Origin of the sequence: Candidatus Phycosocius bacilliformis (assembly GCF_003112735.1) — a bacterium.
GTDB classification, from domain to species: domain Bacteria; phylum Pseudomonadota; class Alphaproteobacteria; order Caulobacterales; family Aquidulcibacteraceae; genus Aquidulcibacter; species Aquidulcibacter bacilliformis.
Map to the genome: position 1 here is coordinate 208,395 of NZ_BFBR01000001.1, position 13,368 is coordinate 221,762.

General features: G+C 59.4%; 12 protein-coding genes. 10 read left to right on the forward strand and 2 right to left on the reverse strand.

Features of this window, described 5'->3' with window-relative positions; all coding sequences use genetic code 11:
- Positions 1 to 9: 9 nt before the first annotated feature.
- Together prfA and rpmB are read right to left on the reverse strand one after the other, a co-directional pair.
- Positions 10 to 1,083: a peptide chain release factor 1 gene (gene prfA / locus PbB2_RS01125; protein ID WP_108983443.1), complete on the reverse strand. Its 1,074-nt coding sequence runs from the start codon at positions 1,081 to 1,083 to the stop codon at positions 10 to 12.
- 144 nt (positions 1,084 to 1,227) lie between these two features.
- Positions 1,228 to 1,524, reverse strand: a complete 297-nt coding sequence (rpmB, locus tag PbB2_RS01130; protein ID WP_108983444.1) for a 50S ribosomal protein L28 — start codon at positions 1,522 to 1,524, stop codon at positions 1,228 to 1,230.
- Between the two features lie 375 nt (positions 1,525 to 1,899).
- Here rpmB and PbB2_RS01135 point away from each other — a divergent pair, with 375 nt between their 5' ends.
- The 10 genes from PbB2_RS01135 (at position 1,900) to PbB2_RS01180 (ending at position 13,249) form a co-directional block, all read left to right on the forward strand.
- On the forward strand, positions 1,900 to 2,589 hold the full coding sequence (locus PbB2_RS01135; RefSeq protein ID WP_108983445.1) for a MotA/TolQ/ExbB proton channel family protein: 690 nt from the start codon (positions 1,900 to 1,902) through the stop codon (positions 2,587 to 2,589).
- 1 nt (position 2,590) lies between these two features.
- Positions 2,591 to 3,031: an ExbD/TolR family protein gene (locus PbB2_RS01140; protein WP_108983446.1), complete on the forward strand. Its 441-nt coding sequence runs from the start codon at positions 2,591 to 2,593 to the stop codon at positions 3,029 to 3,031.
- A 15-nt stretch (positions 3,032 to 3,046) separates the two neighbouring features.
- Positions 3,047 to 4,021, forward strand: a complete 975-nt coding sequence (locus PbB2_RS01145; protein ID WP_108983447.1) for a hypothetical protein — start codon at positions 3,047 to 3,049, stop codon at positions 4,019 to 4,021.
- Between the two features lie 75 nt (positions 4,022 to 4,096).
- Positions 4,097 to 5,419 (forward strand): Tol-Pal system beta propeller repeat protein TolB, encoded by a 1,323-nt coding sequence (tolB, locus tag PbB2_RS01150; protein WP_108983448.1) that lies wholly within the window; start codon positions 4,097 to 4,099, stop codon positions 5,417 to 5,419.
- A 61-nt stretch (positions 5,420 to 5,480) separates the two neighbouring features.
- Positions 5,481 to 6,122, forward strand: coding sequence for a peptidoglycan-associated lipoprotein (locus PbB2_RS01155; protein WP_108983449.1), 642 nt, complete (start codon positions 5,481 to 5,483; stop codon positions 6,120 to 6,122).
- A 5-nt stretch (positions 6,123 to 6,127) separates the two neighbouring features.
- Positions 6,128 to 7,075, forward strand: coding sequence for a tol-pal system YbgF family protein (locus PbB2_RS01160; RefSeq protein WP_238164795.1), 948 nt, complete (start codon positions 6,128 to 6,130; stop codon positions 7,073 to 7,075).
- Positions 7,060 to 8,238, forward strand: coding sequence for a tRNA lysidine(34) synthetase TilS (gene tilS / locus PbB2_RS01165; protein ID WP_108983451.1), 1,179 nt, complete (start codon positions 7,060 to 7,062; stop codon positions 8,236 to 8,238). Before PbB2_RS01160 ends, tilS begins: the two co-directional genes overlap by 16 nt.
- Before the next feature lie 104 nt (positions 8,239 to 8,342).
- Entirely contained in the window at positions 8,343 to 10,262 is a 1,920-nt protein-coding gene (gene ftsH / locus PbB2_RS01170; RefSeq protein ID WP_108983452.1) for an ATP-dependent zinc metalloprotease FtsH, read from the forward strand.
- A gap of 110 nt (positions 10,263 to 10,372) precedes the next feature.
- Positions 10,373 to 10,666 carry a 4a-hydroxytetrahydrobiopterin dehydratase gene (locus tag PbB2_RS01175; RefSeq protein ID WP_108983453.1) on the forward strand — a complete coding sequence of 98 codons (294 nt, stop codon included), beginning with the start codon at positions 10,373 to 10,375 and terminating at the stop codon, positions 10,664 to 10,666.
- Between the two features lie 141 nt (positions 10,667 to 10,807).
- Positions 10,808 to 13,249 carry an FtsK/SpoIIIE family DNA translocase gene (locus tag PbB2_RS01180; RefSeq protein WP_108983454.1) on the forward strand — a complete coding sequence of 814 codons (2,442 nt, stop codon included), beginning with the start codon at positions 10,808 to 10,810 and terminating at the stop codon, positions 13,247 to 13,249.
- The last annotated feature ends 119 nt before the right edge of the window (positions 13,250 to 13,368 follow it).

Below are 13,368 nucleotides of genomic sequence, written 5' to 3' on the forward strand. Positions count from 1 at the left end.
GTGCTGGCCTCAATCTTCGGCCTCAGCCAGACGACGGGCGGTATCATCGGCAATCAAGGCTTCGATCATTTCATCCAAGCCACTGCCTTCCAACAAAGTATCGAGCTTATAAAGCGTCAGATTGATGCGGTGATCGGTCACCCGGCCTTGGGGGAAATTATAGGTGCGGATCCGCTCTGAACGATCGCCGGACCCAACTTGGGATTGCCGACTGGCGGAGCGTTCGGCCGCCAGCGCTGCCCGCTGCATCTCATAGAGCCGCGCCTTGAGGGTGCGCATCGCATTGGCCCGGTTCTGGTGTTGGGACTTTTCCGACGATGTCACCACAATGCCTGTCGGCAAGTGGGTGAGGCGGACCGCAGAATCGGTCTTGTTGACGTGCTGGCCACCGGCCCCGGAAGACCGATATGTGTCGATGCGGATGTCCTTTTCCTGGATCTCGATTTCCACATCCTCGCGCGCGGGCAAAACGGCGACAGTGGCGGCCGATGTATGGATACGCCCACCAGCTTCGGTGACAGGCACGCGCTGGACCCTGTGCACACCGCTTTCAAATTTGAGACGGCCAAACGCCCCTTCACCCGATACCGACGCGATGATTTCCTTATAGCCGCCCATTTCCCCGTCCGAGACGCTCTCGATCTCGACCCGCCAGCCTCGTGTGGCGGCATAGCGTTGGTACATGCGGAACAAGTCACCGGCAAACAGAGCCGCCTCATCCCCGCCTGTGCCAGCGCGGACTTCCAAGATGACATCGGCCTCGTCATCGGCATCCTTTGGCAAGAGCAGGATTTGCAATTCCTGCTCCATCTCCGGGATTTTCGTGCGCAGGATCTCAAGCTCGGCTTGCGCCATTTGCGCCATTTCATCCGAACCCGGCAGCTCCTGGATCATATCCTCAAGCTCACCCCGCTCGGCACGGGCTTTTTCCAAGGCGCGGATGGCATCAGCGACCGGGGCGAGACTGGCGCGCTCTTTTGACAGGCGCATGATTTCAGGCCCGTCGGTTGAAACCGACAGGCGGGCATCAATCTCGTCGAAACGGTCGAGAACACGGACAAGGCGATCGTGGGTCAGGCGCATAAGACGGCGGCGGTAGCATGACAGGGGCGGGTCGGTCGAGCAAAGACCGCATGACCCCAAAAGCAAAGGCGCGACCCTGTTGAGGATCGCGCCTATATGTTTCGAAGGCTGACAGCGATCACGCCATCAGACCAGATGATATGTCTAGGCAGCGGCCTTTTCAGCCAGCTTGGCTTTGATGTCGCGGCGGATCTTGCGCGCGCGGTCCGACATCTTGGTCTCGTCAATCTTCACAATATAGCCATCAAGGCCACCATTGTGATCGACCGAGCGCAAGGCAGCCATGGTGATACGCAGCTTGAAAGCGCGGCCCAAGACTTCCGAAGCCAGCGTCACGTCCTGCAGGTTTGGCAGATAACGGCGCTTGGTCTTAATGTTAGAGTGGCTGACAATATGGCCAACCATAGGACCGGTTCCAGTCAATTCGCAACGGCGCGACATGGCGATTTCTCTCTTGTTAGTGCCTTGCCACCCTCAACAGAAGAGTGCTCATCGGCGAATTCGTGATATCTGTCCTGCCCTGAACCAACAGCCCACACCCGTGTGAGCCGGGAGGTGATTGGACCAGTCAGAAGAGCGGCGCGGATACGGGTTTGTGGCGATAAAGTCAAGACAAGCGGTGCCGTGAAACTGCCAAACTGCGCTTTCTGGCCAACCGTGGCTGCACACAGCCATTTTACCGCTTTCTCACCAGATATTAACCTTATCGCCCCACTCAAGCCGTAATCCCTGTCTAAGTGCCGATTGTGACAGGTTTGCAGGAGGGGTCTGCCCACAGGTGCAGGCCGGAGCATTTGATCCACAGGTGAGACGTGCATGGACGCGGTGACAACAACAAGTTTTTCCTTCCTTGATCTGTTTTTGAAGGCCGATTGGGTCGTCAAATCGGTTATGATCGGCTTGGCACTGGCCTCGATCTGGTCATGGGCTGTGGCAATCGACAAATGGCTGCAGATCCGCAAATTGGAAGCTGGCGCACGCGATGTTGAAGCCGCCCTTGCTGAAGGGCGCGGCATCGACGCCATCGAAGAAAGCGCCCGCCCCGGCGACGCAATGGCCCGTGTGGTTGCTGTTGGCATGGCAGAAGCGCGCCTCGCGCGGCGTCTGCCCAATCAGACCGAAACCGGTCTTTCCCGCGCGATCGAGCGGATGGAGCGGGTCATGCAAGCAGCCACCGCGCGGGAAATGGCGCGCGCTGAGCGTGGTCTGGCTGTACTGGCCACCATTGGCTCATCAGCCCCCTTTATCGGCCTGTTTGGCACCGTCTGGGGCATTATGAATGCATTCCGCGGCATTGCCCAATCCAAGGACACCAATCTGGCCGTCGTCGCCCCCGGGATTGCAGAGGCCTTGTTTGCGACCGCGCTTGGCCTGCTGGCGGCCATTCCTGCAGTGATCTTTTACAATTGGCTGGCCGGCAGCCTCGACCGTTTTGCGGTTCGCCTCGATGCGTTGAGCGATGATGTGATCGCGCGCGTCTCGCGCCGTTTGCAGGACCCGACCTAAGATGGCGGCCGGACTGGGCATGCGGCGGGGTGGATCGCGACGAGGACGGCGCGGTCGTCGCCTGATGGGCGAGATCAACGTCACGCCCTTTGTCGATGTGATGCTGGTGCTATTGATCATTTTCATGGTCGCCGCGCCCTTGCTGACGGTTGGCGTGCCGGTCGACCTCCCCAAGACAGAGGCCAAGAGCCTTCCGTCTGAACAAGAGCCTTTAACGGTCACCATCCTGGCCAATGGTCAGGTCTATTTGCAGAATGAAGTGGTTGCCTATGACCAATTGCTGCCGCGTCTGACCGCATTGGCTGGGGAAGGTTATGATCGGCGCATCTTCATTCGCGCTGCTGAAAAGGCCCCTTATGGCATCGTCATGCAGGTGATGGCGCGGGTCAATTCAGCGGGCTACCGCAATCTGGGTCTGGTGACCGAAACGGTCGACCAATAAGCAGGACCTCGGGCCATGCGCGCCAGCCAGCGTTCCCCAGCAAGCACTCAGACCCTGACCACACACTGGCAGGACAGCCAAGGGTTTGGCCCCGGCGTCGCGGTTTCTGCTGTTGTCCATGTCGGCATTGTTGTGCTGGGCCTGATCAGTTGGCAAAACGCCCCCGCCTTCAAGCCTGAAGATGTGATCCCGGTTGCCATCGTCGCTGATACACCAAGCGCCATCGGCCCCGAAAGTGCGGCAGAAGCCGTCCGCACGGGGGAAGAAACCAGCGAGCTCACGGTTGCAGAAACCCCGCTCCCCGACGCGGCACCACGATCTGAACCTGTGCCAACGCCAAGCCCTGCCCCGGCATCAGCCCAACAGGCTGTGACCACGCCCACGCCCAAATCCGCGCCCAAAGCACCCCCCCCACCCCAACCGGCCAAGGCCAGCACCTCTGCCAAGCCTGAACCGAGCCCAAGTAAGGCCGCCCTGAAGACCCAAGCTGCCCAGCCAGCGCCCAGTAGCGCCGCCAGCGCGCGCGCGCGTACCCAGCCCACGCCGCGCCCTGAACCTCAGTTCGATTTTGCTGCAGCCAGCGCGGCGGCCAGTGGTGCAGATTCCGGGGGACGGCGGGCCCCGCAATTGGCCGCTGCCGGACAGTCGGCCCGCCAAGGTCGTGCCGGCGGGGGAACCCAATTGGCGGGAGATTTGGAATCAGCCCTGCGCGCGCAGATTTATCCCTGCTGGCAGGAGCCGTCAGACCCCTCACCGCGGCTGATTGTGTCCATCCAGATCGAATTGGGCCCTGACGGCAATTTGGTGCGCGAACCCAAGCTTATGCAGCCGACCAGTCGGGCTGGTGCCGATGGTCGGCTTTTGGTGGCAATTGACAATGCGATGCGGGCTGTCCGGCAATGTGCGCCATTCGACCTGCCCGCCGACCGCTTTAACCAATGGCGACAGGTCAATTTCAGCTTTGACAAGCGCAAAGCTGCCCGACCTTGATCTGCACATGTCCATAACAGAAATTTGTTTTACCCTGCCGCAAAATGTTCATCTTCTAAGGTCAGAAAAACGATCATGACTGTCACGCTGCCCCAGTTCGATTCCATCAAGCGCGCCATAATGGCTGTTGTTCTGGCTGTGGTCGCCGCTGTGTGCTGGGCCAGTCCAGCCAGCGCTCAGTTGAACGTGAGCGTGACCGAAGGCCATCGCAGGCCCATGCCTATCGCGATTTCCGATTTCACAGGTCCCCATGGCAGTGCGATCTCGGCAGCTGTGCGCGACAATCTGGCCCGCTCAGGCTTGTTTCAGGTCCAAAATCCGGACTCCTTCTTGCAGCGCGACATGGATGTGAATATCGCGCCGCGCTTTGCTGACTGGCGCGTGATCAAGACCGAAGCGCTGGTCGTTGGCCGTGGAGGGGTCAATGCAGGCCGATTGCGGGTGGAGTTCCGGCTGTGGGATGTCTATGGCGAAAGCCAGATGCTGGGCCTTGAATTCTCGTCCACCGACGAAAATTGGCGTCGGATCGCCCATAAGGTCTCTGATGCGATCTATCGCCGTCTAACCGGCGAGGTCGGATATTTTGATAGCCGGGTGGTGTTTGTTGCCGAAAGCGGCACACGCAAGAACCGCATCAAGCGTTTGGCCGTGATGGATCAGGATGGTGCCAATCCAAGCTATTTGACCGACGGGACCGAGCAGGTGCTCAATCCGCGCTTTAACGCCCAAGGCCAGCAAATTGTCTATTCTGCCCTCACCGACCGCGGCATCAAATTATGGGTGGTCGATATTGAGTCAGGCCGCAAGGAAGCCGTCGATGTACCGGGCAATATGGCCTTTGCACCCCGTTTCACGCCGGATGGCCAGTCGATCATCTTCAGTTCAGATAGGGACGGCGATACTGACATCTTCATCAAGAGCCTGCGCACTGGGAAACTGACGCAATTGACCCGCAATCCCGCCATCGACACCTCCCCCGACATGTCGCCCGATGGCCGTCAGATCGTGTTCACGTCAGACCGGGGCGGCAGCACACAGATTTACGCCATGAATGCGGACGGCTCAGGTGTGCGCCGACTGACGTTCGGCGAAGGGCGCTATTCCACAGCGGTTTGGTCGCCGAAGGGCGATCTCATCGCCTTCACCCGCCAATTGGGCGGCCAATTCCAAATTGGCGTGATGGCCGCCGATGGCTCAGACTTGCGCATTCTGGCCGAAGCCTATCTGGTGGAAGGCCCCACTTGGTCACCCAATGGCCGGGTCATCATGTTCCAGCGCGAGGCAGGTCCCGGCCAAGGCTCGAGTCTGTGGACTGTTGATGTCTCTGGCACCAATCTTCGCAAGTCGCCTTGGTCAGCACCCGGTTCAGATCCGGGCTGGTCAGCCATATTGCCATGATCGTGTTGCGTCCGAATTGCCTTTTGTCCTTCACCCACCTTTTCACAACAAGGAGCCTGCCATGACGACCGCCCTCCAGACCCAGTCATCCAACCCGCGTCACCACGTCAAATTGGGCCTTTTGCTTGTCGCCTCAAGCCTGGTTCTGACCGCCTGCGCCAGCACGAAGCCCGCCAAGCCGCCCGTTGCCGACACCACAGCGCCTGTTGCGGCCAATACCGAAGCAGCCCCCACCAGCGCCCCTGCGGCCCCTGCTGCTGACACGTCGGTTAGCTCTGCGCCTTTGGCACCAGCCACGCAGTCACCCGCGTATAATTACAATCAAACCAATCAGGGTGCGACCAATCTATCACCCTATGCCAATCTCGCTGAGGCTGGCGACCGCATCTTCTTCCTGACGGACCGCTTTGATTTGACAGATGAGGCCCGTGCCATCCTGACCCGCCAGGCCGCGTGGATTAAGGGCAATCCCGGCAAGCGCGTGATCATCGCGGGCAATTGTGACGAACGTGGTACGCGTGAGTATAATCTTGCCTTGGGCGCGCGCCGGGCCAGCGCCGCGCGAGACTTCCTGACCAGCCTTGGGGTGAGTGCGGACCGCATCGAGACTGTCTCCTATGGCAAGGAGCGTCCGATTGATGACCGGCCTAATCCTGAGGGCTGGGCCGTGAATCGAAATGCTCAGACCATTCTTCTGGATTGATCATGATGCACAGACCTGCCCCCGGTGCTCTGTCCCTAACTGATGGGGCGCGCAGACCTCGCCGCGGTCTGCGACATGCAGCCGCGCATCTGGTATTGGGGGCGGGATTGGCCGTTGTGACTGCAGGTCTGTGCCTCCCCGCCAGTCTTGCTTGGGCACAAGCGCGCGGGGCAATTCAGCCTGAAGCGGCGCCAACTCCTGTAAATCCTGCACCAATTATCATCCCCCCGGTCTCAGCTGAGCCCGTATCAGCGCGTCTGATCATCCGTCTGGAACAGGTCGAGCGGCAGGCCGCAGAAATGACCGGGCGGATCGAAGTGCTCGAATCTGAACTGGCCCAGCAACGCGCCAGCCAATCGCGCTTATTGCAAGAATTAGAGGCGGAGCGGGCCAATCGCGCAGCCTCCCTTGCGGAGGGCGCTCCCGCTTCTGGAGACAGCCAAGCCGTGCGCGGCTCCGAGGTCGGATCAGCCAAACCTAGCACCACCGAAACGGAAAGCCCTAAGCCCGCAATCGCCGAAACCAGCACACAAACCCCACCCGTCCCACCGCCACCACAAGCCTCTGCAGAGGCGCTTTATCGAGCCGCGGAACTGGCTTTGCAGCGCGGGGATTATCAATCCGCAGAAGCGAATCTCAATGATTTGGTCAGCCTTTATCCCGCCGCACCTGAAGGCGTCGAAGGCCGCTGGTTGCTGGGAGAAACACGCTTTGTTCAATCAGCCTGGGGACCGGCAGCGGAAGCCTATTTGAGTTATCTCAACACAGCACCGCAAGGTCGGCGGGCATCTGAATCGCTGTTGCGTTTGGCAGGCGCGTTTGGCCAAATGGGCAATTCCAAGATGCGCTGTTCAGCTTTGGCTGAGTTTCGCCGCCGCACACCCGCCCCTGATCCAACATTGAAGGCCCGTGCGGACGCCGAAGCAGGCCGCGCACCATGTCCGACCACCTAGCGGCCAAGCCGGACCAAGCCAGCTCGGCGGCACCTTTGGCGGTGAACTTAACAGCCGTCCACCACCAGCTCGAGGGGTGGAAGTCTGAGTTTGGGGCGGCTTTCCTTTTGGCGCTATCGGGTGGGAGTGACAGCCTTGCCCTGTGCCATTTGGTAGCGGATTGGGCGGGTGATGCGGGTGCCCACGTCCATGTCGTCAGTGTGGATCATGGCTTGCGACCGACAAGCCGGGCGGACGCCGAACAGGCCATGGCTTGGGCCAATGCACTCGGCCTCACCGGCGAGATCGTCTCTTTGGAGGGTCAGCCTGCCAGCGGTGTACAGGAATGGGCACGCCGAGCGCGCTATCAGAAACTCGACCAGATCGCCCAGAATGTGGGTGCGCGCGTCATCCTTTTGGGCCACACCCGCGATGATCAAGTTGAGACAATCGCCTGGCGATTGAGCCGGGACAGTGGACTGGATGGTTTGGCCGGTATGGCGTCGCTTGCCAACAATCCCGCAGCGACATCCCAGCCCCAAAGCCTTCTAGGTCGGCCACTTCTGGACCTGAAGCGGGCGGATTTGCGTGCGTGGCTGGAGGACAGAAGCCAAAGCTGGCTCGAAGATGACAGCAATCAGAACCTGCGCTTTGCCCGCGTGCGCACGCGACAAAAATTGGGGGCATTAAAGGAAGTTGGCGGGGATGTGGACGCTTTTGTGCGGATTGGGGCGTTGGCAGAAGAACTGCGCCGGGCCCAAGAAGCCGCGTGCGAGGCTCTTTTGAGCCGCAGCAATTTGGGCTTCGTTGGGGATGGGTGGACGCTGGCGGCGGAGCCATTTTTCAACAGCAATGCCTTGTTGGTTGAGCGCGCCCTGGGCTGGCTGATCCAATCTTTGTCTGGGATCGACCACGCCCCGGACACAGATAAACTGTCGCGTCTGCGACACGCCTTGACGACGGATCGACCGGGCCGGCGCACATTGGCAGGGCTCATCATGACGATCCGGCACGGCCAATTCATCATCCAACCTGCGCCACCACGTCGCGGGCAAAAGCCAAACATTATCCAGTCTGAGGCCGGAGCCTGGGCCCGTCTGGCAGCCGTTTCACGCCAGACACACAGATTTGTAACCGAGCCTGCCCGGATTCTCTCACAGGATGGGCTTACATCAACGCGATGAGCGACTATGTTAGAAGGACCTTATGTGTCACCTTCGGATGATGCTTGGGAGCTGATTGACAAATCATCGGCCCAATTGGGCGTTGGTTTTTGAAAGAGACAAAGATGAAGCTGCGCGATCTTGCAATCTGGGGATTCCTGGCTCTGGCCTTGGTGACGGTGTTTTCCCTGATGAACCGTCCCACCCCTTCGGCCTCGGCGACCCAAATTCCGTATTCGACCTTGTTGAGCGAGGTGGATAATGGCCGGGTCAAGAAGATCACCATTACGGGTGATCGGGCGACTGGCCTCATGCAGGACGACAAGCCTTTTGTTTCGATGGTTCCCGATCAGGCCACTGACTTCGTCACCCGGCTTGAGAAAGCGGGCGTTGAGATCCGTGCTGAAGCACCACCCCGCACCCCATTCTTGAGCGCGCTGATTGCCAATCTGCTGCCATTGTTGATCATGGTTGGCTTGTGGTTCTTCCTCATGCGCCAGATGTCCGGCGGCGGCGGCAAAGGTGGTGCCATGGGCTTTGGCAAGTCCAAGGCCAAATTGCTCACGGAGAATAAGAACAAGGTCACGTTTGACGATGTGGCTGGCATTGATGAGGCACGTGAGGAATTGCAGGAAGTCGTCGACTTCTTGAAGGACCCCTCGAAATTCCAACGTTTGGGCGGCAAAATCCCCAAAGGTGCGTTGTTGGTTGGACCGCCTGGAACCGGTAAGACACTGACGGCGCGCGCCGTGGCGGGTGAAGCCAATGTGCCTTTCTTCACCATCTCGGGCTCAGACTTTGTTGAAATGTTCGTCGGCGTTGGTGCAAGCCGCGTGCGCGACATGTTCGAGCAGGCCAAAAAGAATGCGCCTTGCATCATCTTTATCGACGAAATCGACGCCGTCGGTCGGCACCGGGGTGCAGGTCTGGGCGGCGGCAATGATGAGCGCGAGCAGACCTTGAACCAATTGCTGGTCGAAATGGATGGGTTTGAGGCCAATGAAGGCATCATTATCATCGCCGCGACCAACCGTCCTGATGTGCTCGACCCCGCGCTCTTGCGCCCAGGTCGTTTTGACCGCCAAGTCACTGTGGGCCTGCCTGACATCTCTGGTCGGGAGAAGATTTTGAAGGTGCATATGCGCAATGTGCCTTTGTCCTCAGATGTTGATGCCAAGACGATTGCCCGCGGTTGCCCCGGCTTCTCGGGTGCGGATCTGATGAATCTCGTCAATGAGGCAGCACTTTTGGCTGCCCGTCGTGGACGGCGTCTGGTCACCATGCAGGAATTTGAAGACGCCAAGGACAAAATCCTGATGGGCGTTGAGCGTAAGACAATGGCGATGACCGACGATGAAAAGCGTCTGACCGCCTATCATGAAGGCGGCCATGCTCTGGTGGCCATGACCGTGCCGCACACCGATCCGGTGCATAAAGCCACCATCATTCCCCGTGGTCGAGCCTTGGGTATGGTGATGCAATTGCCTGAGCGGGACAAATTGTCCTTCAGCTATCGCCAGATGATGAGCCGTATGGCCGTGATGATGGGTGGCCGGGTGGCTGAGGAATTGGTGTTCGGCAAGGATGCCATCACGTCGGGTGCATCCTCTGACATTGAACAGGCAACCCGTCTGGCGCGCGCCATGGTGACACGCTGGGGCTTCTCGGATGAATTGGGCACTGTGGCTTATGGCGAAAATCAGGAAGAGGTCTTCCTCGGCCATTCGGTGTCGCGCACACAGAATGTGTCTGAAGCCACGGCTCAGACCATCGACAAGGAAGTCCGCCGTCTGGTCGAATGGGGCAATGCCGAGGCCACGCGCATCTTGACAGAGCGGCGCGCAGACCTGGAGCGTCTGGCCCAAGGCCTGCTGGAATATGAGACCTTGAGCGGGGAGGAAATCAAAATCCTGCTCGACGGTGGCTCGATCAAGCGCGATGATCCAGTAAGCCGTCCACCGGCTGGCCCATCCTCGGCTTTGCCGACGATCGGCAAGAAAAGTGGCGGAACCACCTCCACCGGGCCGGAGCCCTCACCCGCCTGAAACAGGCACACCCGTAACCCACGCGGGTTCACCCCCCCCCTTTAAAGACCCCTCCCCGTACGGGGCGGGGTTTTTTCAACCCCGAAACGTGCTTGCCGGAGCCTTACGCCATGACCCGAACCCTGACCAAACTAGACGCCCAAGAGCTTGTCGGCCGCCTCACCGGCTGGTCGGTTGTGGACGGTCGGGACGCCATTGAGAAAACCTTCCAATTTGCCGATTTCAAGCTGGCCTGGGGTTGGATGAACCAAGTCGCCCTCAAGGCCGAACAGATGGATCACCATCCAGAATGGTTCAATGTCTATGGTAAAGTGCATGTGCTCTTGGCAACCCACGATGCCCCCGGCGTCACACATTTGGATGCAGAGCTGGCTGAATTCATGGATGCGCGGGCCGGAAACTGACGAATCACCAGCCGAAACGTGAGAAAAAAGAGTTAATTTAACTTCGTACTAACCACACGAACCCCTTTTATCCCTGAAATAGAAACTCTGCCCCTCAATCGGGGTGGGGGAAGATCGGTCATTGGTTGCAGGGACGAAGACATGGGTGCGCGCACACGCTCGAAATCAAATGGCATGCAGTGGCGGCAACGCGTCACCCGCGATGGTCTGTTGGGTAGCGGCATTTTGGCTGGTGGCGTGCTGTGTCTGGCCACCATGACATTCAACGCCCATGATCCAAGCTGGAATGTGGCGGGCAATGAGAAAACCACCAATCTGTTGGGTGGAACCGGGGCCACTTTGGCTGACTTTGCGCTCCAAATCCTTGGCCTCGCGATTATTCCGGCCTTGGCTGCTCTGATCGGCTTTTGCCTGCTTGCCCTGATCCGTGGACCCGGTGGGGTTGTGCGTTTAAAGCTGCGTGCTTGGCTCGGGGGCCTAGGCGTGGTGATGTTTGCCGCCGCACTGGCCGGTTTGCCCCATGCGCCTGGTTGGCCAATGCGGACGGGCCTCGGCGGCTTGGTCGGCGACTGGATTTTGAACCTGCTCGCCATGCCGTTTGCTGGCGCGCAAAGCGGACAAGGATTTGGTGCCGTCATTGCCTTTGCGGTGGCAGTGGTTTGCGCTGTGGTGGCCTTGCAATTGAAGCGCAGCGATTTTGACGCGGCCTTGGACGCGGCCGCCTATGGCTGGGCCAGCCTGCGGGTGGGCGTGGATGAGGTGACGGCCCGGTTTGGCCATGCCAAGCCCACGCGCAAGAAAGCTGCAGCCCCTGTTCGCAAGCGGCCCGTCCCCAGCGCAGATGAGCGCGGGTTGGACCCGATGGACGTGGCCTCCATCGCAGCCCGCTTTGCCCCCGGTGAAGCCAAAGCCAGCGCGGCGCGCGACAGCTGGCGTGAGCCAGAAGTGCATCGCACCGCCTATGAGGCTCCCGGCTATCCGGCCCAAGATATTCCCATCGAATTGCCCAAAAGCCCCAAGCAATCCCAGCGGGCCGGACGCGAAGCCCAAGGCGTTTTGCCGATGTATCCGGCAGGACCAGACTTCGAATTGCCCCGGCTGGACCTTTTGGCAAAGCCCAAACCCCGTATCGCCCACCATGATGAAGCGGGCTTGAAGCAAAATGCCCGCCTCTTGATGACCGTATTGAGCGATTTTGGCGTCAAGGGTGAAATTTTGAACGTGCGTCCGGGCCCTGTGGTCACGCTCTATGAGCTGGAACCTGCGGCTGGCGTAAAATCAGCCCGTGTGATTGGTCTGGCCGATGATGTGGCCCGCTCTATGTCGGTTCAAGCCTGCCGCATCGCAGTGGTGCCCGGTCGCAACGCCATCGGGATCGAATTGCCCAATGCCCGACGCGAGACAGTCTATCTGCGCGACCTTCTGTCGACCCAGGACTATGAAAGCGGGCGGCAAGAATTGCCCTTGGCCTTGGGCGAGACGATTGGCGGGGAGCCTTCTGTCGCAGATCTCGCGCGTATGCCGCACTTATTGATCGCGGGGACAACCGGATCGGGTAAGTCGGTGGGCATCAATGCCATGATCCTGTCGCTCCTGTATAAAATGACGCCCCAACAGTGCCGCTTCATCATGATCGACCCCAAAATGCTGGAATTGTCGGTCTATGACGGCATTCCCCATCTGCTGGCCCCCGTGGTGACCGACCCGAAAAAGGCCGTCGCTGCGCTCAAATGGGCCGTGCGCGAGATGGAAGACCGCTATCGGAAAATGTCCAAGATCGGGGTGCGCAACATCGGTGGCTATAATCAGCGCGCCGCAGAAGCCCAAGCCAAGAATGAGACCTTCTCGCGTACCATGCAGACGGGCTGGGACCGGGAAACCGGCAAGCCAATCTATGAGACCGAGACGTTCGAACTCACCCACATGCCCTATATTGTGGTGGTGATCGACGAAATGGCCGATTTGATGCTGGTCGCCGGCAAGGATATTGAAGGGGCGGTCCAACGTCTGGCGCAGATGGCGCGGGCCGCTGGCATCCATTTGATCATGGCCACCCAACGCCCCTCAGTCGATGTGATCACTGGCACGATTAAAGCCAATTTCCCGACCCGGATTTCCTATTCGGTCACGTCAAAAATCGACAGCCGCACCATTCTGGGCGAACAAGGGGCCGAACAATTGTTGGGCCAGGGTGACCTGCTTTACATGGCCCAAGGTGGGAAAATGCGCCGCCTACATGGACCCTTTGTATCCGACAAGGAAGTGGAAGAAATCGTCGCCAGCCTCAAGGCGCAGGGTGCGCCGGAATATTTTGATGAAATCACGGCCGAAGCCGACGACGACAATCCCTATGCCGATGGCGGCGAGTTCGAGCCCGGCGGATCTTCGGGCAATGACTTGTTCGATCGGGCTGTGGCCATCGTGGCACGTGATCGCAAGGCCTCAACCTCTTATCTTCAGCGGCGTTTATCACTGGGCTATAACCGCGCCGCCAGCTTGATTGAGCGCATGGAACAAGAAGGCATGATCAGTCCGCCCAACCATGCCGGCAAACGCGAAATCTTGCTGCCGGATCATGGTTGAGCGGATTGCCGGGGGCTGGTAACTCTCGCGTGTGTTGCAACCTGTCCGATTTTTCGCGCTTATCATAATCGCTGCGCTTGCGTTGGGCCTGCCCAGCTCATTGTCCAATTTGGGTTCAC

Bases quoted from the DNA above. Each gene is read 5' to 3' on its own strand.
- prfA (WP_108983443.1), bottom strand. From the start codon at position 1,083: ATGCGCCTGACCCACGATCGCCTTGTCCGTGTTCTCGACCGTTTCGAC.
- rpmB (WP_108983444.1), bottom strand. From the start codon at position 1,524: ATGTCGCGCCGTTGCGAATTGACTGGAACCGGTCCTATGGTTGGCCAT.
- PbB2_RS01135 (WP_108983445.1), top strand. From the start codon at position 1,900: ATGGACGCGGTGACAACAACAAGTTTTTCCTTCCTTGATCTGTTTTTG.
- PbB2_RS01140 (WP_108983446.1), top strand. From the start codon at position 2,591: ATGGCGGCCGGACTGGGCATGCGGCGGGGTGGATCGCGACGAGGACGG.
- PbB2_RS01145 (WP_108983447.1), top strand. From the start codon at position 3,047: ATGCGCGCCAGCCAGCGTTCCCCAGCAAGCACTCAGACCCTGACCACA.
- tolB (WP_108983448.1), top strand. From the start codon at position 4,097: ATGACTGTCACGCTGCCCCAGTTCGATTCCATCAAGCGCGCCATAATG.
- PbB2_RS01155 (WP_108983449.1), top strand. From the start codon at position 5,481: ATGACGACCGCCCTCCAGACCCAGTCATCCAACCCGCGTCACCACGTC.
- PbB2_RS01160 (WP_238164795.1), top strand. From the start codon at position 6,128: ATGCACAGACCTGCCCCCGGTGCTCTGTCCCTAACTGATGGGGCGCGC.
- tilS (WP_108983451.1), top strand. From the start codon at position 7,060: ATGTCCGACCACCTAGCGGCCAAGCCGGACCAAGCCAGCTCGGCGGCA.
- ftsH (WP_108983452.1), top strand. From the start codon at position 8,343: ATGAAGCTGCGCGATCTTGCAATCTGGGGATTCCTGGCTCTGGCCTTG.
- PbB2_RS01175 (WP_108983453.1), top strand. From the start codon at position 10,373: ATGACCCGAACCCTGACCAAACTAGACGCCCAAGAGCTTGTCGGCCGC.
- PbB2_RS01180 (WP_108983454.1), top strand. From the start codon at position 10,808: ATGGGTGCGCGCACACGCTCGAAATCAAATGGCATGCAGTGGCGGCAA.